This window comes from Nocardioides zeicaulis (genome assembly GCF_042432345.1).
GTDB lineage: Bacteria > Actinomycetota > Actinomycetes > Propionibacteriales > Nocardioidaceae > Nocardioides > Nocardioides zeicaulis.
Genome location: NZ_JBHLXH010000001.1, coordinates 357,175 through 378,266, shown reverse-complemented (window position 1 = coordinate 378,266; position 21,092 = coordinate 357,175). Strand labels below are relative to the sequence as shown.

At 69.9% G+C, this 21,092-nt stretch carries 17 protein-coding genes and 1 pseudogene; 14 read left to right on the top strand and 4 right to left on the bottom strand.

All coding sequences use genetic code 11. The annotated features are described in order from the left end of the window. Nucleotides 1–64: 64 nt before the first annotated feature. The 4 genes from ACFFJG_RS01875 (at nt 65) to ACFFJG_RS01860 (ending at nt 6,316) form a co-directional block, all read left to right on the top strand. Nucleotides 65–451, top strand: coding sequence for a hypothetical protein (locus tag ACFFJG_RS01875; RefSeq protein ID WP_378516913.1), 387 nt, complete (start codon nt 65–67; stop codon nt 449–451). Further along, nucleotides 451–3,177, top strand: coding sequence for a type IV secretion system protein (locus tag ACFFJG_RS01870; RefSeq protein ID WP_378516912.1), 2,727 nt, complete (start codon nt 451–453; stop codon nt 3,175–3,177). Before ACFFJG_RS01875 ends, ACFFJG_RS01870 begins: the two co-directional genes overlap by 1 nt. Before the next feature lie 14 nt (nt 3,178–3,191). Next, nucleotides 3,192–4,700 carry an SCO6880 family protein gene (locus ACFFJG_RS01865; protein ID WP_378516911.1) on the top strand — a complete coding sequence of 503 codons (1,509 nt, stop codon included), beginning with the start codon at nt 3,192–3,194 and terminating at the stop codon, nt 4,698–4,700. 122 nt (nt 4,701–4,822) lie between these two features. Beyond that, a complete protein-coding gene (locus ACFFJG_RS01860) occupies nt 4,823–6,316 on the top strand; it encodes a putative type IV secretion/conjugal transfer ATPase (protein ID WP_378516910.1) in 1,494 nt (497 codons plus the stop codon). A gap of 349 nt (nt 6,317–6,665) precedes the next feature. Here ACFFJG_RS01860 and ACFFJG_RS01855 read toward each other — a convergent pair whose 3' ends face one another. Continuing rightward, complete coding sequence (locus ACFFJG_RS01855; protein WP_010834973.1) at nt 6,666–7,610, bottom strand: LysR family transcriptional regulator; 945 nt, start codon at nt 7,608–7,610, stop codon at nt 6,666–6,668. Between the two features lie 53 nt (nt 7,611–7,663). Here ACFFJG_RS01855 and ACFFJG_RS01850 point away from each other — a divergent pair, with 53 nt between their 5' ends. From ACFFJG_RS01850 to ACFFJG_RS01825, 6 genes and pseudogenes are all read left to right on the top strand, one after another. Further along, nucleotides 7,664–8,785, top strand: coding sequence for a YeiH family protein (locus ACFFJG_RS01850; RefSeq protein WP_036491692.1), 1,122 nt, complete (start codon nt 7,664–7,666; stop codon nt 8,783–8,785). Nucleotides 8,786–9,065: 280 nt separating this feature from the next. Then, entirely contained in the window at nt 9,066–9,638 is a 573-nt protein-coding gene (locus ACFFJG_RS01845) for a fluoride efflux transporter FluC (RefSeq protein ID WP_232211550.1), read from the top strand. Then, nucleotides 9,635–10,002: pseudogene (locus ACFFJG_RS01840) on the top strand (DUF190 domain-containing protein). Before ACFFJG_RS01845 ends, ACFFJG_RS01840 begins: the two are co-directional and overlap by 4 nt. A gap of 8 nt (nt 10,003–10,010) precedes the next feature. Continuing rightward, the gene (crcB, locus tag ACFFJG_RS01835) at nt 10,011–10,370 is read left to right on the top strand and encodes a fluoride efflux transporter CrcB (protein WP_378516909.1); all 360 of its coding nucleotides are present in this window, start codon (nt 10,011–10,013) and stop codon (nt 10,368–10,370) included. Nucleotides 10,371–10,408: 38 nt separating this feature from the next. Further along, the gene (locus ACFFJG_RS01830; protein WP_156887290.1) at nt 10,409–11,053 is read left to right on the top strand and encodes a phosphatase PAP2 family protein; all 645 of its coding nucleotides are present in this window, start codon (nt 10,409–10,411) and stop codon (nt 11,051–11,053) included. After that, a complete protein-coding gene (locus ACFFJG_RS01825; protein WP_036491690.1) occupies nt 11,050–11,889 on the top strand; it encodes an undecaprenyl-diphosphate phosphatase in 840 nt (279 codons plus the stop codon). Before ACFFJG_RS01830 ends, ACFFJG_RS01825 begins: the two co-directional genes overlap by 4 nt. A gap of 468 nt (nt 11,890–12,357) precedes the next feature. Here ACFFJG_RS01825 and ACFFJG_RS01820 read toward each other — a convergent pair whose 3' ends face one another. The 3 genes from ACFFJG_RS01820 to ACFFJG_RS01810 are packed head-to-tail and all read right to left on the bottom strand — an operon-like array spanning nt 12,358 to nt 15,684. Next, on the bottom strand, nt 12,358–14,151 hold the full coding sequence (locus tag ACFFJG_RS01820) for a site-specific integrase (protein WP_378516908.1): 1,794 nt from the start codon (nt 14,149–14,151) through the stop codon (nt 12,358–12,360). Nucleotides 14,152–14,198: 47 nt separating this feature from the next. Then, nucleotides 14,199–14,558 carry a helix-turn-helix domain-containing protein gene (locus ACFFJG_RS01815; protein WP_193671128.1) on the bottom strand — a complete coding sequence of 120 codons (360 nt, stop codon included), beginning with the start codon at nt 14,556–14,558 and terminating at the stop codon, nt 14,199–14,201. A gap of 40 nt (nt 14,559–14,598) precedes the next feature. Next, a complete protein-coding gene (locus ACFFJG_RS01810; RefSeq protein WP_378516907.1) occupies nt 14,599–15,684 on the bottom strand; it encodes a tyrosine-type recombinase/integrase in 1,086 nt (361 codons plus the stop codon). Nucleotides 15,685–15,973: 289 nt separating this feature from the next. On the opposite strand from ACFFJG_RS01810, the gene ACFFJG_RS01805 reads away from it, so the two are divergent. The 4 genes from ACFFJG_RS01805 to ACFFJG_RS01790 all read left to right on the top strand — a co-directional run bounded on the left by ACFFJG_RS01805 (nt 15,974) and on the right by ACFFJG_RS01790 (nt 20,982). Then, the gene (locus ACFFJG_RS01805) at nt 15,974–18,064 is read left to right on the top strand and encodes a VldE C-terminal domain-containing protein (protein ID WP_378519437.1); all 2,091 of its coding nucleotides are present in this window, start codon (nt 15,974–15,976) and stop codon (nt 18,062–18,064) included. Beyond that, a complete protein-coding gene (locus ACFFJG_RS01800; RefSeq protein WP_378516906.1) occupies nt 18,054–18,734 on the top strand; it encodes a hypothetical protein in 681 nt (226 codons plus the stop codon). Before ACFFJG_RS01805 ends, ACFFJG_RS01800 begins: the two co-directional genes overlap by 11 nt. Nucleotides 18,735–18,910: 176 nt before the next feature. Further along, nucleotides 18,911–20,296, top strand: a complete 1,386-nt coding sequence (locus ACFFJG_RS01795; RefSeq protein ID WP_378516905.1) for a type IV secretory system conjugative DNA transfer family protein — start codon at nt 18,911–18,913, stop codon at nt 20,294–20,296. Between the two features lie 224 nt (nt 20,297–20,520). After that, nucleotides 20,521–20,982, top strand: coding sequence for a hypothetical protein (locus ACFFJG_RS01790; RefSeq protein ID WP_378516904.1), 462 nt, complete (start codon nt 20,521–20,523; stop codon nt 20,980–20,982). Nucleotides 20,983–21,092 lie beyond the last annotated feature (110 nt).

Sequence of the window (21,092 nt, the reverse complement as noted above, 5' to 3'; positions counted from 1 at the left end):
GCTGCCGCGCCCAATCCCGCATGCCCCGGTGTGCACCTCGACCATCGAGAAAGGAGGTCCCGTCATGGACCTCGCCACCCTCACCCACTCCATGTACGTCGCTGTCGGCGCCCCGGTCGCCGGTTCCGCCTCGCCCTCCGGTCTGGGTTCCGCAGTCGAGCACCTCCCCGGACGGGTGTCGGTCACGGTGCTGGCGGTCTGTCCCAAGGCACCACCCGGCGCCCAGGTGCCCACCGATACCATCACCGGCTACGTGCTCTGGGGAGTCGGCATCCTCTTCGTGGTCGGGATCATCATCGCGATCGGCGCCATCATCGTGGGCCGTGTCTTCGCCATGCCCCACGCCTCTAAGGTCGGCGTCATCTCGGTGGTCGTCGTCTTCCTGGCCGCCATCGGCTACCTCGTACTCCCGAGCATGCTCAGCGGCCTCCTTGGGAACGGATGCATCTGATGCCTCGCACCGTCCCACCGGACTTGACGGTTCGCCTAGACGAGCACGGTGTGTGGAGCAGGCGGCGGCTCATCGCGATCCTCGCCGCCGCCGCGCTCGCGGCGACCTTGCTGGTGACAGCGTTCGGCTACGGCGTCTACCGCGCGGTCACGCCAGGACCCGATACGACGGGCAGCCGGTCGGTGGCTCCGACGGACGGCTGGCGTCTCGACCAGAGGTCGCTGGATGTGACGGGCCCCGCGCGACGTGATGCCATCGCCGGCGCCCCGATGCTCGACGCCCCGCCCTCAGCAGCCCACCCTCCCACCGACGCCAGTGGGCTCAGCGGGCTCGGTGGGCTCAGTGGCTTCGGTGGATTCGGTGAGAACACGGGGCCCGGCGAGACGGCACCCAGCACGACGAGCACGCCCACGATCGAGATTCCTGCCGGCCACACACCGGGTCCCGCCTTCGTCGAGACCGGGTTTCCTCGCACGTCGCAGGGCGCGATCGGACAGCTCGCCCAGATCGACATCGCGGTCCTGCAAGCCATGGAACTGGCCACGGCACGCGAGGTCCACGCTGCATGGGCACTCCCGGGCGGCGCTAGTCCGGAGGAGTGGTGGATCACCGCGAGCGTCCGCGCGTTCCTTGACGCTGCGTCCATGGGGGCGGCGAAGGACCCCGCCGCGTGGGTGCAGGTCGAGCCGGCGGCGGCACTGGTCAAGGGAACTGACGGATCCGACTGGTCGACCGTGTGTGTATTGCTGCGCGTGAGTGCCACCTACCGAAGCACCGGCGAGGTCGCCCTCGGTCACTGCGAGCGGATGCAGTGGGTAGACGGGCCGGCGGGTGGAGGCGCGGGTGAAGGCGCGGGTGGAGGTGTAGACGGTCGGGCGGGTGGTCGGTGGATGATCGCCCCGGGCACGCCGCCCGCACTCGCGCCGTCGACATGGCCGGGCACCCCCCTCGCGACACGGGCAGGGTGGCAACGCTGGAAGCACGTCAGCAGCACCTCCGCCACGCCGCCCGCCCCCTCGTCCAACACACCCCAACCACGCACCATGGCCCCGACCTCCCCAGCCAACTGGGAAGCAGATCCCGCCACCACGATTGAGCTGCCTGACATCAACCAGCGCGGCATCGACTGGCCCGATCTCAACCCGTTGGACGACCTGGGCTCCGTCATCGCCAAGGCCGCCGCCGATGCGTGGACGTCGGCCATGATGGCGGTCTGGGCCTCGGGGCTCTTCGTGCTCCGTGTGGTGCTCACCTTCGCCGAAGCGTTCCTGACCCCCGACCTGAGCACCGACGGTCCGGGCCGCGACGTCTACGCGTTCACGCTCTGGATGGCCGGTGGCCTTGCCACGATCTTGGTGCTCGTTCAGCTGGGTCAGGCCGCGTTCACCCGCGAGGGCAAGCGACTGGCCCGCGCGGCGATCGGCGCGGGCCAGTTCGTCCTCGCCTACGCCTGCTGGCTCGGCTACTGCTCGATCCTCGTCGCTGCCTGCGGCACCCTGTCGAGGGCGCTGATGGGCAGCCTGCTGGGCATCGAGACCTGGCCGGAGTTCGACCCGCTTGGCGGGTTCGACGCGGAGGACATCACCGACTCCGGAACGGCCACCGTGCTGGCATTCCTCGGGGTGTTCTTGTGGCTCGCGGCCATCGGTCACATCCTCGTCTACCTCGCTCGAGCCGCATCTCTGCTGGTCCTGGCCGCCACCGGCCCGGTGGCCGCGGCCGGTCTGGTGGCCGACAGCACCAGGTCGTGGTTCTGGAAGAGCCTGCGCTGGTTCCACGCCGCTGCACTGACGCCGGTACTGATGGTGCTGGTCCTCGGGATCGGCGTGCAGTTCGCCAATGGTGTCGCCGCATCGATGGCAGCAGGCGCCCAGCAGGCCATCGCGACAGCACTTCCTGCGGTGATGCTGATCCTGGTCAGCACCATCGCGCCGATGGCGCTGTTCAAGCTGTTGGCCTTCGTCGACCCCGGTACCCCATCGGGAGCCTCCTTCCGCCAAGGCATGGCCGCCGCCGGCGGAGTCCAGGGCCTGCTCACGGGCACTGCCTCATCAAGAGCAGGTGGGCCGAGTGGCGCTTCCACCGCTGACGGCACCGGCAGGTCCTCGGGCGAACAAGGCGCCGAAGAGGCCACCGGGGCTCGGTTCGCCAAGGCCACCCAAGGCGCCGCCGGACTTCTCGGCCCCGTCGGACAGGCAGCCGCTGCCGGGATTGGAGTCGTCACCAAGGCCGGAGCGCTCGCCGCCTCCCTCATGTCGGACCAAACCAACCAAGCCGGCGCCGGGCAAGGCACCTACGGACCCGACTTCAGCTCACTCGGCGGCCGCGCTGGAAAGAACGGTCACCAGACGACGCCCGGCCCCGCCGCGCACATGTCTCACCACGGCGGTGCTGGCGGCGACGACAGTGGTGACGACGGGTCCAGCGGCGAGTGGACTGGCGGCGGTGGGTCGGGCTCATCGGGGCCTGGTCCTGCGTCGTCGGTGCCACCGTCTCCGCACCAGCCACCCGACCCCAACCTGAACTCGAACCCGTCGTCGCCGGGAGGCGTGCCGGGCGCCGGGGCGGGACCGGTGAGCTGGCCGTCGAGCAGCTCGAGGCTGCCGACGCCGCCGTCCGCTGGGTCCGGCTCCGCTGGGTCCGGCTCTGCAGCGGGCGGAAGTGCTGCCGCGGGTTCCGGTGCGGCCGGTTCCGCTGCCGTCGTCCCGATTCCGCCGGTCGCCTAGCAAGGAGACATCTGGTGAGTACGTCCTACAGCTCCTACACCCGTGATCGGATCGGGTGGTTCTTCGGACTCTCGGGACTCCAACTGGGGTTCCTAGCCGTCGCCGTCCTTCCGGTGTTCTGGTCGATCAGCCGCGGCGCCTGGGCGTCGGCGATGCTTCTCGCGCTCGTGTGGGTGGGCGCGGCGCTGGTGACTGCCGTCCCGGTTCGTGGCAGGTCCGCGATCGGCTGGATCGCCGCGTCGACCCGATTCGCCGCTGGCGGACTGGCGGGCTGGACGACCTTCCAGTCCGCGGCCGCACGTGGACGTGCAGCCGACCTCGACAGTCCGGACCTGCCGGGTGTGCTGCAGGCCATCGACGTCCACGAGGGGCCACCGCACGGGGCGGACATGACGCGGGTCGCGATCGTCCAGAACCACGCGACCCGCACGTGGACGGTGACCGCGGCGGTGGTCCATCCCGGGGTGGGGATGATGGACCCGCACACGCGCCGCATGCAGGGCGAGGCGCTCTCGTCGCTGCTGGACGTGGCAGCCCGCACGGAGAAGATCGACGAGCTCCTGATCGTGGTGCGCACGGTCCCCGAGGACGGTGCCGAGCGGGATCTGTGGGTCTCGGGGCATCGCCGGCCCGGTGCGCCGGTCCTGGCCGAGCAGATCAATGCCGACCTCGCTCGCGGCCTGTCACTCGCGTCGGTACGGACCGAGATGTTCGTGACGCTGGTCGTGCCCGATGCCCGTATCGCGCGGTCGGCTCGTGAGTCGGGCGGTGGGCTCGAGGGTCGTTGCCGCGAGCTGCACCTGCTGATGGGCGAGGTGGGAGCCCACTTGACCGGTCCGCTGGGCATGACCTCGGTGCGGTGGCTGACGAGCCCCGAGCTCGCCGCGGCATGCCGCACGGGGTTCGCGCCGGGCGACCGGGCCGGGATCATCGACGCACTGGCCGCCCACGCCACGCATCCGGGCGTCAACGCTGACGTGCCGTGGGCGATGGCCGGGCCGTCCGGTGCGGACACGACGGTGCGGCACTACAGCCACGACGCGTGGAACTCCATCAGCTCGACCATCAAGCTCCCCACCCGGGGCGCGGTGATGGGAGCGCTCGCGCCCGTCCTCACGCCGAGCGAACCTGGTGAACGACGGTCCTTCCTGGTCGCCTACCCGCTGGTGTCACCGACCAAGGCGGACCGGCAGTCCGGCAACGCCGAGTGGGCTGCCGACCTCGCCCAAGGCATGAACGAGAAGCTCGGACGCAAGACACGAGCCGCCCGACGCGACGCCCAGGACGCCACGCGCGGGTTCGACGCCAAGCTCGCGCGCGGCAGCGCCATGACCCGCCCGTACGCGGTCGTCACGGTCACCGTCGCGAAGACCGCCCGGATCACCGAGTACGGCCGCCGGCTCGACTCGGACGTGCGACGAGCCGGGTTCGCGCCCCTGCGACTCGACCTCGCCCAGGACGTCGGATTCGCCGCATCCACGGTCCCGATGGGCATCAGCCTCACCCGCAGCGGAGGAGCGTGATGACCCCGCGACGACTGCGCCAACGTCGACGCGACGCGAGCGCGCGGGGGACCGGACACACGACGACCAAGCAACCCGGGGGACGGCGCTCGGGGCGCTCGGTGCGGTCTGGGAGCAGGGGAGTGTCCGCGCTGCTGGCCGACTTCGGCCACGACCTCCCCACCACGCCGACCCCCGCACCGCCGGTGAAGGAGCCCGCGTTGTGGCGCCACGCACCACGGCGCGGTGCTCCTCGTCGCGGCCGGGGCTGGGCTGCGGCCGACGCGCCGGCCTCGACGTGGCGGATGACCTCGGACCAGGCGCCGGTGCTGTGGCCGTTCATCTCCGCGCCGTCGCTCCCGCCCACGGGCGCGTTGATGGGCATCGACCAGCTCTCCGGCGGGTCGTTCTACTGCGATCCCTTCGGGTGGGTGCTGCGCGACGACGTCCCCGTCACGAACCCCAACATCTTCCAGTTCGCCAAACCCGGCACCGGGAAGTCCGGGACGACCAAGAGCTTCTGCAACCGGATGATGCCCTTCGGCTACCGCACCCTGATCCTGGGCGACCCGAAGGACGAGTACGAGGCCCTGTGCCGCGCCCACGGCGTGGAACCGTTCGTTGTTGGCCCCGGCATGGCGACACGGATCAACCCGCTCGCCATGGGACCCCTCGCCCACGGATGGGACGCCCTGTCGGGGGAGGAAGCCCGACGCCGCGCGACCATCATCTTCGGCCGATGGCTCACCCTCGTCCGCGGACTGGTGGGGAGCATGCGCATCGGGCAGGACCACGTGCCCTTCGGGCCCGACGAGAGCGACGTCGTCCGCATCGGGCTGCAGATCCTCACCGGCTACGCCGCCGGCGACACCCAGATCCGGGAAACCACCATCCCCGAGCTGTGGCAGCTGCTGCACAACCCCACACCCGACCTGCTGACGAGGTCGCGGTACGACACCGAACGGCAGTTCCTCGACGAGACCCGGCTGCTGCGCAACGCCCTCGGGCAGCTCGTCACCGGCACCCTCGCCGGCCTCTTCGACGCCCACACCAACATCGAGATCGACTGGCGCGCCCCCATCCAGTCCCTCAGCCTGTCGCGGCTCGACCCCCTCGGCGACGAGGCGATGGGCATCGCGCTGCTGTGCCTCAACTCCTGGGGACGCGGGCTCCGTGAGATCGCCGAACCCGGAGACCTCCGCATCGTGGTCCGCGACGAGGTCTGGAAGCAGATGCGCCTCGGCGTTGCCGCAGTGACGAGCTTCGACGCCGACCTGCGCCTGTCCCGCGGCATGGCCGGCAAGGGCGGCGACATCCAGTTCGCCAACCTCCACAAGCCCTCCGACCTCCTCTCGGTCGGCGACGCCGGATCCCAGGCCACCATGATCGCCAAGGACCTCCTCGAGCTCGCCGACATCAAGATCCTCGGCGGCCAGAAGCCCCGCGTCGCCGACGAGCTCGAGTCGATGCTCGGACTCGGACCCATCGCCCAATCCCTGATCAGCGGCTGGGCCATGCAAGGCAAGGGCCGCGCCCTGTGGAGCGTCGGCGACTCGGCCTACAAGGTCCAGACCGTCCTGCACCCCATCGAGCGCGACCTCTTCTACACCAACGACGCCATCGCAGCCGCTCTTTAGAAGTTCGCGCGTATTTTGACGGTTCTGCGACGAACCTGAGCGTACGCAACGGCCTCGACCCGAGGAGCACCCTCAGGTTCGAAGAGTGCGTGGGGGAAGCGTCTCGCGTCCCGGATATGCAGCCGTCACCGGGAACCCCTCCGGGCGGGGCATCCGGGACGCATGAGGAGCGACGGGTGTGCCTGGCCTGCGGCTTCACCGTTGCGGGTTCCCGCTGCGGTCACGCTCCGCGTGACGATCCTGCGCTGGCGCGCTCCGCGAGCCAATCCTGCTGCGGTGGCGCTCTGTGTGACCAGTAGTTTGTGGCGCGTTGACCAGCTCGCGCGAGTCACGGTAGCGCCAGCGATCCTCAACGAACTCGCGCTCTGCTCCGGGGTAGACGCCGGGCTCGTGGCCTCTCGGGGACTGCAAGCCGAAGCAGGTCCTCTGCCGGGCCGACCGGTCGCTGGCCGGTGAGCCAGACGGCACGTAGCGAGCGGTCGAGGTCGACTCCGTGAATGGGGACCTGGACTAGGCGGCCGGCTGCGACGTCGTCGTGCACTGCCAGGTCGGAGAGCACGGCCGGGCCGGCTCCGGCGATGACTGCGGAGCGGACGCCGCTGCTGGTCGACACCTCGAGCAGGGGTTGGGTGGGGGTACCGAACGGGGTCAGGGCTCGGTCCAGCGCGGTGCGGGTCCCCGACCCGGCTTCGCGGTGCACCAGCCGCGTTCCGGCCAGCTCCTCAGCCTCTACCGATCTACGGCGGTGGGCCCACGGGTGAGCGGGCGCGACGACGACCACGAGCCGGTCGGTCGCCACGACCTGAGCGGACAGGCCGGAGGGAAGGTCGGGGCCCTCGATGAAGCCGAGGTCGGCGTCGCCCGCGAGAACCGCGGCCGCCGTGGTGTCGCTGTTGCCTGCGGTCAGGCTGACGGCGGTGTCCGGATGCGTTGCGGCCAGCACGACGAGCCAGCCCGGCAGTAGATGCTCGGCCACGGTCAAGCTCGCCGCGACCCGCAGCCGCGCGATGCGGTCGCCGCGCAGGGACGCGATGCCCGCCTCGAGGACGTCCGCAGCAGCGAGGACCCCACGTGCCCACTCGGCCAGCAGTGCACCGTTTGGGGTGAGGTTCGAGCCACGGGCCGAGCGAGTGAGGACCGCGAACCCGACCAGCCGTTCGAGTCCGCGCACCCGTGCGCTCACGGCAGGCTGGCTTAGCCCGCGGGAGGCACCGGCCTTGCTCAGGCTGCCGCTGGCAACGATCTCGAGGAGCAGCGACAGGGTGTCGAGGTCGGGCACCCGGGTGAGAGTCATCGACCCACTCTAGAGCCCGCCATCAGTCCGGTGGATGACGTCATCGATCCAGGATGTCTACCGAGCGCCCGTCTGCCGGCGCAGGCTGGAAGTACCGACGAAGGAGAATGCCTGTGACCACGGCCCACGAAGCCCCTGTCCACCGACACCGCACCGGCAGCCGCTGCCGCCCGTCCTGCCCGCCCACTCCCGAGCCCGGGCACCGCAGTCCGGTACCTGGGTTGCTCGCCGTCGCAACCGCCACCGGCGTCGCGTTCGGCGTGCATGCCTTGGTCCCAGCGGTGAACCCCTCCACCGTCGCTGTGGTCATCGGCGCGCTCGCGGTCAACATCGGGCTGCACCACCCCTCCCTGCACGTCGGCACCCACGTCGCCTCACACCGGTTCCTGCGCCTGGCCGTCGTGCTGCTTGGCCTGCAGCTGGGGCTGCAACAGCTGCTCGACCTGGGGCCGCGCGGTGCCCTCGTCGTGGTCACCACCGTCACGGTCACGTTCACCGGAACGCGCCTGCTTGGGCGGCTGCTGGGTGTGCCGCCGGCCCGGTCCCTGCTCGTCGCCACCGGCTTCTCGATCTGCGGCGCCTCCGCCGTCGCCGCGATGGAGGAGGTCGCCGGCGGGGACGAGGACGACACGGCGGTCGCAATCGCGCTCGTCACGTTGTGCGGGAGCCTGGCCATCGTGCTGCTCCCGCTGCTTCGTGAGCCCCTCGGGCTCGACCCTGCTGCGTTCGGCAGCTGGGTCGGCGCAAGCGTGCACGACGTGGGCCAGACCGTCGCGACAGCCGACCGCGTACCGGGAGCCCTGACGACCGCGGTCGTCGTCAAGCTCAGCCGCGTCGTGCTCCTCGCCCCGCTGGTCGCCGGGACCGCCGTTGCGCTGCGGCGTCGCACTCCCGCGGCGGCGACGGGGCGCCGCCCACCGCTGCTTCCCCTGTTCGTCGCCGGCTTCCTGGCAGCGATCGCCGTCGCGAGCACCGGGCTCCTGCCCGACCCGGTCCTGCACGGCGCGAAGGTCCTCCAGGAGGTCTTGCTCGCCGCAGCCCTGGTCGGTCTGGGCACCGGGATCCACCTCCCGGTGCTGCGGCGCACCGGAGGCCGCGCGCTGGTGCTCGGCCTCATGTCATGGGTCCTCGTCGCGGGGGTCGCCTACGCCGGCGTACAGCTCACCGGCGCATGACGGGCAAGGGGTGGTGGTCGGTTCGACCAACCCCGCGGTGGGTGGGTCGTGTGGTTCGGGCACTCCTGCGCCCAACCTGGCCCAACATGGCCCGACCCTTCGGCGTGGTCGTCGGGGATCCCAAACGCTGGGCGGTCCGCGCTGATGTGTTCGGGGTGTCCGGGTTCGCCGGTGAGTGTCGCAGTTGGTTAGCATGAGCGCACACGATGGCGGTGGGGCTCGCCGACAACCGTGGCGGCAGGCCACCAACAGTCCCTACCTGAGACAGGTAGGAGTTCGTGTGCCCGAAAATAGTGACCCCGACGTCGGCGATCTGCCGATCGATCCCGATACGTCCGGTGACAGGCTCACCGGCACGGTCCACCGGTTGCCTTCCTTATTCACGTCGCAGTGGGACGTGCTGCTCGCCATCAGCGCCGGCGGTGCACTGGGGAGCCTGGCACGTTGGGGTGTCGGTGAGCTCCTCCCATGGTCCGGGACCGAGTTCGCGTGGGGGACCTTCGTTGAGAACGTCTCTGGTGGGTTCGCGCTCGGCGTGCTGATGGTGTTCGTGCTGGACGTGTGGCCGTCGCAGCGGTACGTGCGCCCGTTCCTGGGCGTCGGCCTCCTCGGTGGCTACACCACCTTTTCGACCTACATGCTCGACGCACGCCTCCTGCTCGGCGAAGGACAGGTCCTCACCGCGTTCGCATATCTAGGAGGGTCCCTCCTGGCCGGCCTGCTCGCCGTCTGGGCCGGGATCGCCTCCGCACGGTTGATCGCACTCAGGCCGAGACGGTCACGACCCCGACATCCAGCACCTCCCGAGTCTTCCATGTTCGCGCACGACGATGACGAGGTGAGGAACCGATGACGCTGCGGGGTCCAGCGAGCAGGCTGACGATCATGGTGGGGGAGTCCGACCAGGTGCACCACCATCCCGTTTACACCGAGATCGTGCATTTGGCGCACCGGGCCGGGCTGGACGGGGCCAGCGCCTTTCGTGGCATCGAGGGGTTCGGCAAGTCGAACCACATCCACACCCCCAGGTGTGGTCGCTCCGCAAGGACCCGCCTGTCGCGGTGGTCATCGTGGACACCGACGAGCAGATTCGTGGCTTCCCCGAGCTGGAGCGGCTGGAGCTCGAGGGCATGGTGATCGTGGAGCCGGTCGAGGTCATCCGCTACGCGGGCAGAGGACCAGCCGGCCCGGCCGGCCCGGGGGAGGACCGGCGATGACAGTTGCGATGGTGCTGCTGGGTGGCGCTATCGGCGCTCCGTTGCGCTACCTCACCGACCTGGTCGTCCAGTCCCGCCACGACAGCGTCTTCCCGTGGGGAACCTTCACCGTCAACATGACCGGCTCGCTGGTCTTGGGCGTCACGGCGGCTGCGGTGACCGGCGCTGGGGTGCCGTCGTGGGTGTTGGCCTTGGTCGGCACCGGGTTCTGCGGTGCCCTCACCACGTTCTCCACCTTCGGGTTCGAGACCGTCCGGTTGCTCGAGGAAGGCTCGGTCCTCGCCGCGGGGTTGAACTGCCTCGCGAGCCTGGCGATCGGTCTGGGCGCGTGCGCCGGCGGGTACGCCATGACGGCCGCGCTCCTGTGAGCGAGGTGACGCCGGTCCGAGGACCGCGGCCGCGCTGGGTGAGATGGCTGCTGGCTGTCGCGGCCGTCCTGCTGTGCGTGCTGACCATCGCGTTGGCCGTGGGCTCGGAGCAGCTCGCGCGGCTCGACCAGACGGTCGCTGACTGGGGCTACCACTCCACCTGGGGCCACGCCGGTCGAAGCTCGTTCTGGGTCGCGGTGGCGACCTACGGGCAGCCGATGGTCCTGCGTGCGGTGCTGGTGCTTCTCGCGCTGGTGCTTCTCCCGCTGCTGCTGGCCCGGAAGCGCAACTGGTGCTTGGCGGCGTGGCTCGTCGCCGTCACCGTGACCGAGAACGTCATCGCCCCCTCGACCAAGCTCCTGCTCAGCCGCCCGCGCCCGGAGTGGCTCGAGCCGATCGCGGTCGAGCACAGTTTGTCCTACCCCTCGGGGCATGCCGCGATGGCAGGGACCTTCGCGGCCGCGGTGATCCTCGTGGCGCTGGCGATGATGGGTCCGGGATGGAGTCGGCAGCTGGTCGTGCTGCTCGCTCTGCTGGTCTACCTTGTGATCTCGGTGGACCGGATCTTCTTGGGTGTCCACTACCTCAGCGATGTCGTCGCCGGAAACCTGCTGGGGCTGTGCATCGCTCTAGCGGGGTGGCTGCTGCTCCTCCGGGTCACGTCCTCCGGGAGCGGGTGGTGAACTTGTGGGAGGCGGTGCTGCTGGGCATCGTCGAGGGGGTCACGGAGTTCCTGCCGATCTCGAGCACCGGCCATCTCACGATCGCCGAGGAGCTGCTCGGGTTGCCGGTTGATGACCCCGGCGTCACCGCCTTCACCGCTCTCATTCAGGTCGGGGCAATCGCTGCGGTTCTCGTCTACTTTCGCACCGACATCCGCACACTGGCGGTGGCGTGGTGTCGGGGACTTGTCGTGCCCGGGGAGCGGCACCGACCCGAGTACCGGATGGCCTGGTGCGTCATTGCGGGGTCCGTCCCGATCGGTGTCGTGGGCTTGCTCGCCAAGGACCTGGTCGCCGGCCCCCTACGCTCCCTGTGGGTCGTGGCCGTCGCACTCGTGGCGTGGAGCTTCGTCATGGTCTTGGCGGAGCGGTCTTCCCCGCGGCGCGGGCAAGCGGGCCGCGACCTCACCGTGCGCGATGCGGTGGTGATCGGGATTGTCCAGTGCGTGGCGCTGGTGCCGGGGGTTTCTCGTTCCGGAGCCACCATCAGCGCAGGGCTCTTTCTTGGACTGGACAGGGTCACTGCCACCCGGGTGTCGTTTTTCTTGTCCATTCCAGCGCTGGTCGCGGCCGGCGCCTACGAGGGGCTAATCACGGCCTCGCAGATCTCCACCACCGTCGGCTGGTGGCCCACCGTGGTGGCGACGGCGGTGAGCTTCGTCGTGGCCTACGTATCAATTGCGTGGCTACTCCGCCTCGTGGCCGGACACCCGATCACCGTCTTCGTCCCCTACCGGTTGGGATTGGCAGCGGTGCTCGTCGGGGGACTGCTGACAGGCCTGGTCAGCGCCACGTGACTCGTCCTTGGTCCGGAATCTTCAAACCGAGGAGGGTGGCACCGAGCGGCACGGCCCTCGTGGCGTTTGGGCTCAGGGTTGGGGTGACCTCGCCGTAACGGCTCGTCGCTCCGCGCGCCCATCCCGCATCGGGTCGCTCCGCGAGCCCATCCCGCATCGGGTCGCTCCGCGAGCCCATCCGCTTGCGGGACTCCTCCTTCACCGTCCGAGCGACCGGGTCTCAGGAATTTCCTTGGATTTCGGGGGGACGCTGTTTGACCTGTGCAAACGTAACGCGGGCTGCCGCGTCCCCCCGCCCTTCGACGGCCCAGGGGGACGCATAGGGGGACGCTGAGCCGCCACGCTGCGGCCGTGACCAAAGTCAGTGGCGTCAAGGTGTCCGATTCGTGCGCCTCGCGGTTGCTTATCCGTGGCGTGAGGATGTTGCGACGACTCTCGGCCCACGCCGCGCGGTACGCAACGACATGGTCATGTCTGGCTTCCGGGGTGATCCGTATACCTCAGGTCGGGGTGCTCGATCGTCTTGAGGTAGCGGGTGGCGCCTTCGACGCTAAGTCCGAAGAGGTCGTAGATGCGGCGTACGTCGCCGCCGGTGGCGTGGATCTCGTGCAGGATGCGGTCCTCTCGCAGGGCGCGCGGGCGGATGCGGCTGTCCCTCCAGGGAAAGGACGGACCGCCGGGGACGAGACGTGGCGCGGTGCGTCGGTTGATGAGCAGGTGCGGGTTCGCGGTGGCCGGCCAAGTGCGGTTGCGGTGGTCGAGCCAGGCGCTCAGCCGTGTCCTCACGGGTGCGGCGAGTGGGATGTCGCGGCCATCGAGGTGGAGGCGGCCGTCAACGATGTCGCTCAGCTGCAGCTCACGGACCTGCTTGCCGGTCAGCCCGTGGAAGGCCACCACAGCGACGGCCAGCGCGACGGCCGGGTTCGGCGAGTCGAGCTCGGCGCGGATCAAGGCGGGGTCCAGCGGCAGCGGGAGGGTCGTCGGCACGCGGGTCAGGTCGATGCCGCGCATGGGGTTGGTGAAGACGAGTCGGCGGCCTTTGAGGATCTTGAACAGCGACTTCAGGCCGATCTCGGCGAAGTGGCGTTGGCTGGTGCCGGGAGGCAGGGCCGCGAGGGCGGCCAGGATGTCGTCGGTGCTGATCTCGGCGAACGACTGGCGCCCGGTTTCGACCCATCCCTGTACGACGGGCGCGAGACCTTGGATGTGGATCTCGACGGTCTCGGGTTCGCGGGGCAGCTGGCGTGGTGCTTGTCGGGATCCGCCGAGCATGATCTGAAGCCACAACTGAAGGTGATTGCGCATCGTGTCCGGGAGGGCTCCGGACGCGATGAACTTGGCGTTGAAGTACCGCTCGACCCGGGTCGGGACGTCCTCGATCAGGAGCCCCGCTTCCGCGAGGACGTCGAGGGTGGATGTGATGGTGCCGTCGTAGCGGCGCAACGCCACGACGTCACTGGCGCGGACCTTCGCGGCGGGAGTAGGCCGCAGGACCTGCAGCAGCCGCAGGGACTGGATCACGGCATTGCGCTGCCTGACGCTCCAGCCATAGCGGCGGGCGTGATCGGCGACGATGGCCGCGCAGTACCGGGTCAGTTCGCTGTCCTCGACCAGGAGGCGTTGGCGCAGCACCTCGGGGTCGGGGTGCATGTCGAACAGGGTCAGCTGTTCGAGCGCGTGGTCGTCGAAGCTGGTGCCGGGCTGGCAGGGCAGCTGGTTCTTGTTCTTCGTCGACCAGCGATGGTCCCAGCGGACGTAGTCGGGCAGCGGTGTCACGCGCCGCTTGAAGACCATGTTCGCGAAGAAAAGCTGCTGGCCGTCCTTGCTCGCCGCGGCGACGTCGCGTGCTCGGCCGGGTTCCTGTTCGAAGCGGGCATTCTCGAGGCACAGGCGACAGGCTTGACGGTCGCTGACGTGGCTGGTGCGGCCGCAGTAGGCGCAGGTGCCTTTCCGGTAGTGGCTCTGCCACCAGCGACACGACCAGCAGGTCCAGTTGTGGCGGGGGTAGACGCCCCAGGCCAGGCAGCCCTTGCAGGATCCGATGTGCTCGGGGCTGCGGGGATGGCACCGGCTGCACAGACCCTGGCTGAAGTAGTCGGTTCGTGTGCGGCAGCGGTTGCACGGTGGAGCCGTGAATGGCCCGCCTGGCAGGCACTGGTAGCAGAAGTCGACCCTGGGGCTCGTCCACGCGACGCGGTTGCTCTGGCAGGCGTTGCACTTGGGCGGCAGCCGCAACGCGGCGTTGGGTCCGGGCGCGGGCATCTCGATCGTCTCGTGCTCGTCGTGTCCGTGAGCGGTGGGGGTGCGGGCTACAGCGGTGGGGTCGAGCGGGGCTTGCCGAGCCGCGGTGTGACCGCCGGTGGCGTGCCGCCGTTGCCGTTCGGATCGCCATGGCCGTTTCCGCCGTTGCCGTTGGCTGCGTCGGTGTTGCGGGGACGCCGCGCGGCGACCTTGTCCGGCTCGGTTTTCATCAGGTCGTTCGGGGTGCATTCGAGCACGGCGCAGAGCACGTCGAGCTCTTCGAGGCGCATCGTCGGCGGGGTCCCGGCCCACCACGACGACATCTTCCCGGCGGAGATCTCGAGCCCGGCATCTGCCAGCATCCGCCGCAGCTCTGCGGACTTCCAGATCCCTCGTTCGGCGGCCCGAAGCCGCAGGCTCCACTGCATCTGGATCCTTTCCTTCAGTGCACTAGTCGGGTCAGTTCGATCAGTCGATATGGAGGCCCAGGCGCGCCTCGACGCGGTCGCTCGCGTTGTTCCACGCGCGTTCGATGTGGTCACTGCGGACGTGGAGGTACCCCGAGGTCGTTGCCAGCCACTGGTGCCCAAGCAGCTCTTGGAGCGCCTTGATGTCCATCCCGGCCGCGTACAGCGACGAGGCGCAGTAGTGCCGCAGCACGTGTGGCGTCATCCGCCCCGACCACGCCGGGAGCCACAGGTCGACCTGAATCCCCAATGCGCGGCGCAGCGCGTTCGCGCCGACACGTCCGCACCGGTCCAAGTCGCGGTCGAACCGCTCAGACGGCAGCAGCGGCGCGTCCGGGGCGGCCCAATCCTCGCCGTACTGCGGGCGGACCTCGGCCAGCCACCAGTCGATCAACTGGTTCGCGCCGTTGATCGCCGGCACCAGCCGTGGCTTTGGCCCGCGGCCGCCGGAGCCCTTGCCGTGGCGGACGTGGAGCTTGCCGAACTCACCCAGATCGGGGCGCCAGTCGCGGATGTCGAGCATGACGGTCTCGTTGATCCGCAGCCCGAGTCGGCGCCACAGCGAGGCGGCGAAGTAGTCGCGGGCCGCCGGCCGGTACTTGCGCGCCTGCGTGACCGACCCGCGCCACGCGGTGAACAGCGAGTCGATCTCCTCATCCGAGGGCGGCACCCGGACCTTGCCCAGCGACGCCCCCGACTGGCGGTTGAACTCATCGATCGGCTGCTCGACCAAGACACCGGTCGCGCGGCGGATCGTGCCCTCGTAGCGGGCGATCACGAAGTCGTAGAAGCCCGCCAGCGCGCCGGCCTTGCCCGCGCGGGTCGACACGCTGAGTCCCCGCCGGCGCTGCTGGGCCAAGAAGGCGTCCGCGTCCGCGCAGGTGGCCTCCCACAGGGGAGTCGACAGCGAGCGAGCGAACTCGATGACGATCGCCCGAGTCCCCCCGATGTGGCGGTCCGTCAGACCTGCTGCGGACATCGCCAGTGCGTACTGGTCAACGAGCGCCTGCTCGAAGTCCTGGACCGCCTGCGTACCTATCAGTGCCGGTCCAGCAGCGCTGCCACCCGGCAATGCCACCAAGCCCATCAGTCACCATCTTCAAGCGAGACGATCATGCGTCGACAGTACATCGAAACCATCAGCCAGAGTGACGAGTCTTCAATTCAAGTGCTGACGAGTGTCGAACCGGCACGACCTGCACGAACTCAGATCAGGGCCTCCGGGCGTCCGATCGAACCTGAGTTCCTAGAGACAGCGTCCTGACCAACGGCCAACACGTCAGCCCCGCCGCTGCCTGTGAAGATCCCTCACCAACCCAGGGAGATGCCGTGACGCTCGCACCGACCCTCGAACCGTGGATGCGGCCGTGGACGCCATGACGAAGGCACTCGCTCCTGCCAGCGCCGTCCTCGTCCTGCTGCTCGGCCTGCCGCTCGGGGCAGCCGTGATCGTCTCCATGGGAGTCGGCGCCGGAGCCGCGTGCACCGGACAGGCCATCACCGCGCCCACCACCGCCCCTGTCACCCCTGGGGCGATGGTCGTCGAGGGGCTACCGGCCGACGCGCCGGTCGGCGCACCAGTCATTGGCGCCGTCACCGTCGCTCAGGCCAACATCCCCGACCGCGTCGGCGACGCCGGCTTCAACACCTCCATGCCCCGCGTGCTCTCCACCCGCCCCGACTTCATCTCCCTCAACGAGATGGCCGGCCGCAGCCTCACCCAGATCGAAGCCGCCGCCCCCGGATACGCCGCCTACCGCGACCCCACCCCCGTCCCCGGCTCCAGCGCCCGGGAGTCGCTCAGCAACGTCGTCGCCTGGCGCACCGACACCTGGACCCGCGTCGCCGGAGGCCGCGTCACCATCGTCAACGGCGACCACGGCTTCTACGACGGACACCCCATCCTCTGGGACCGCTACGTCACCTGGACCATGCTCCAACGCGCCGACGGCGCCGTGGTGTCGATGCTCTCGGTCCACCACATGATCAACCCGCACAAGTACCCCCGCCAGTGGGGCACCCCGGCCCTGACCCGCGCCGAGCAGTACGGGTTAGGCATGGACACCCTCCTCGCCCTCACCACCACACTCGCCGCGCACGGTCCCGTGGTGATCGCGGGAGACATGAACACCCACGCCACCTACACCGACCTGCCCTGGTCAGCCGCCGCGAAGATGAGTGCCGCGGGCTACGCCTGGCACGACATCGCCATCGACTTCATCTTCTACCCGCGCCACCTCGGCGTCACCCTCGTCAACGACTGGACCGGACCCATGCAGTCCGACCACCCCTGGATCGCCGCCCGACTCGCCATGAACGGCGCCGGCCCCAACGCCACAGTCACGCCGACCTCGACCACGCCGCCCGAAGCCACTCCATCCGCAACCACTCCACAGCCCGCGACGACCGTCGAAACCCAGCCGGAGGACTGCAGCCGTTTCGGGACGGTCCTTGTCAACGCGTGCACCCAGCAACCCGACCCCTACCAGCTCGGCCCGGTGCAGCCCCAGCTCGCACGGCTCGTGTCGATCCTCGTGCCCCTGTTCGACATCGCAGTCGTCGGCGGATACCGCCCTTCCGCCCGCGACCCGGACGGTCACCCCGCCGGCCTCGCCGCCGACTTCATGGTGCCCCTCACCCCGGCGGGGGAACAGCAGGGCGCCGCACTCGCCGAGTACGCCCGCGCCCACGCCACCGAGCTCGGCATCGACTACATCATCTGGCGCCAACGGATCTGGTCCCGCGCGAGAGCGGACGAGGGCTGGCGGGCCATGAAGGACCGGGGGAGCCCGACGGAGAACCACCAAGATCACGTCCACATCAACGCCCTCCCGACCACCAGCCAGAGAACTAGGCAGGGCACCGCCAATCAGGACACCGACCCGGCTGCAGCGGCATGCGGAGCCGTCGTCTATCCGGTCCCACCCGCCTACATCGACGCCAACCGGCACAACTGGCACGACGCCGGCCCGGACTGGTCGTCCTGGCACACCGGAACCGACTTCTCAATGCCTTGCGGCACCCCTGTCTACGCTGCGCACGCCGGCGCGGTCGAGATCGACACCACCCAGACCTGGGCCGGACCCCAGCTCGTCAGGGTCACCACCGGCCCCACCTCACTGGCCACCTGGTACGCCCACATGGAGACCGTCACGATCAGCCGCGGCCAGAGGGTGGCGCCCGGCGACCAGATCGGCACCACCGGGGACCTCGGCAACGCTCGAGGCTGCCACCTCCACTTCGAGGTCCACGAGCACAACGGCACCATCTACGCCTCCGACAACGTCGACCCCAGCCTCTGGCTTGCCGAACACGCCGACCCTGCAGCAACTGCAGACGGTCCGACCGGGCCTGACGCCGAGCGCATGACGGTGCCGACGAGCGTGCCCGCCCGGACGCGTGTCCACGCCGTAGGTCGAAAGGAACATCGGTCGGCACACGACGAAGGCAACCTGCATGCAGCGTGAACGTGTCAGAACGCCCTACCCGTGGACGTGGGAGATCCCGGCCGCCGTCACCTGCCTCGTCCTGACCGGCTTGGTGTCGGGGATTCAGGTCGCCCGGACCTTGGCCAACCTCGCGTACGGAGCTGGACTCACCTGGCCCGCCGCGCAGCAGGCGGCGGATGGTGCCGCGGCATCGCCGATCCCGACGCCGTCACCGGTAGGCGCCGCGTTCTGGACCAGCCTGCCGGGGATTGTCGCCGGCAACGCCGCAGCCGGGCTGCCTCAACCGGTCCCGCCCGGCCTCGCACCGCCGTGGCTCGTCTGGGTCAGCCTGGCGCTCACGGAGCTGCTCATCCTCGGCGCCACGACATGGGCGTGCGTCCAGTGCCACCTGCGGTGGGGTCCCGGCCGCATGCGAGGCATGGCCTCACGCGCCGAGGCCGAGCAGCTGCTTGGACTCCGACGGATCCGCCGCGTGGCGTCCCTGGTCCGGCCCGACCTGTACGGGCGCTCGGCCGCGCGCCGGCGACCACCACCGAGGTCGGTGGCGGGTCAGGTCGACCAGCCTGACCGGGGTCCGGTCAGGACGGAGGCCGCAACCGGCACGCAGGTGCACCCGCCGCCCAGCGATCAGGGAGACGATCGCCTGACGTCGTGGCTCGGACGTCGCACCCGTGAGGAAGTGCGGTGAGGCTCCGGGTCACACCACGCGAGGTGGGGTGGCGGATCGGTCGCGCCCACCAGCCGCGCGGCGGCGAGCTGTGGGTGCCGTGGGACCGCACCGCCGGCGTGATCGGACCTCAAGGCTCCGGGAAGACCCTCGATCTCCTCACACCTGCGCTCCTCGCCGCGCCCGGTGCAGCGCTGGTGACCCTCACCAAGGTCGAGGACCTGCTGCTCAGCCTCACCGACCGCGCCGCCGGCGGCCGGCCGTGCGTGGTGATGGATCCCTTCGGGCTCGCCGACGGGTTGTGGGACGACACGGTGCGCGAGCTCGTGTGGGATCCAGTGGCCGGATGTGTCGATCCCCAAGTGGCCGAACGCCGTGCGAAGGCCTTCACCGCCGGCACCGTCAGCGGCGCCGTCAACGGCGGCACCGGCGACGACGCGGCACGCTTCTACGCCGCCGAGTCAGCCAAAGTCCTTCAGGGCTACCTCCACGCCGCCGCGCTCTCCGGAAAGACCCTTGACGACGTGCTCCGCTGGGTCGCCAACCCCGCGGTCGCCACCGAACCCACCGAGATCCTGCGCCGCCACCCCTACGCCGAACCCTTCTGGCACGGCCTCTTGCACGGTGCGCTGCGAGGCGACGACCGAACCGCCGGCAACACCGTCACCACCGTCCAGCAGGCCATGTCGCTGTTCTTCCAGGCCTCCACCCGCCGGCGCTGCGTCCCCGGCACTGCCCGACCCGCCACCGACCTGACGGACGTCATCCGACGGCGCGGAACGATCTACCTCCTCGGCCGAGAAGACCCGTACGCCTCGGCAAGCCCCCTCATGACCGCGGTCGCCGAGCACGTTCTCGACACTGCCCTCGCCCTCGCTCATGAGTCACCGTGGGGCGGGCGACTGTGCCCACCGATGCTCGCCTGCCTCGACGAGCTCCCGTCCACCGCACCCTTGCCGACGCTGCGCACCCGGATGGCCAACGAACGCGCCCTCGGGCTCTCGTTCATCTACGCCGCCCAGACCCGCGCGCAGCTCACCTCCCTGTTCGGCGAGCACGAATCCCGCGCCCTGATTGGACTGACCAACGTCCTCGTCGTCTTCGGCGGCTCCAAGGACGTCGCGTTCAACCAAGAGATCTCCGACCTCCTCGGCACCGTCCGCGTCGGACGCGTCACCCACAACTCCGGCGGGCACGGCTCCGCCCGCAGCTTCTCCGGCGACGACATCGCCATCATGCGTCCCGAAGAAGTCCGCCGCCTGCCCGAACGCAAGGCCCTCGTCATCGCCGAGAACGGCAAACCCATCGTCGCCACACTCGACCGCTGCGTCGACGGGAAGCAGGGCGCCACGCTCCTCGCGCGACAACGCGACCACAGGGCAAGGCTCACCCAGGACCGTCAACCCCACCGCACCCTCGGGGCACGCACCCTCGATGCCCTCGCCGAATCACGCCGCCTCGGACTCAACGACGACCCCGAGGTGCCCACCGATGCGGGCGACGCCACGCGCGGCGAAGCGCCCGGGGCAGGACACTCCAGCCTCCTGGCCACTCGCCACGGTGAGAGCGGCCACCACTCGTGAGCGTCCACCGAGAGCCCCTCCCGCGAACGCCAATCGTGCTGCCGTTCCCACAACCGGGCGTGCTGGTGCGACTTGCCTACCGAGAGATCCACACCGCCACCAACGGCACACCCGAAGAACAGAAGGCCCTCGGACCGCACGCACTTCTGCCTCGCCCGTGGGCGCCCGACACCTGCGTCCAACCCGACCTACGGCGAGAGCTGTGGCGATGGCTCGACCAAGTCGTGATCTGGCTGAACCACGAATACACCTGGGATACCGCCGCCCTCATCCCGCCCTGCTGGCCCGAACATCCACACCTCGTCCACGAGCTCGCCGTCATCGCCGACCAGCGCCGACGCGCCAGCCTCGCGAAGACCAGCGACGCCCTCGAGGAGTGGCACCGCTACTGCCTCCCGGCGTTCCTCGACCGCATGCGCAGCCGCCTGAACGGCCACTGCACCGACACCCACTCGCCCTGGCCCGGACGTCCCAGCCACAACGACCACACCGACGCAGCCTGGACACAACGTCGCCACGACCTTTACGCAGCCGACACCGACCGCCCACGGCCCGACCAATCCTCCGGCCCGATGCCAACGACGCCACGGCTGGGAATGGTCGACCTCGAGACAGGCGAGATCATCGGCGACGCCCCGCCCGGCGCCTTCCCACGGACCCGCACCCGCAAGGGCCCCCACGACTGAGCCGCTTCGGGCGCCGGTCGCGAAACACCGTCACCGCGGCAGTGACCTGCGACAGCGACCGGCTGACCACGAGACCCATCTGCGCGTGCACGCGACGCCGGCCGAGCTGA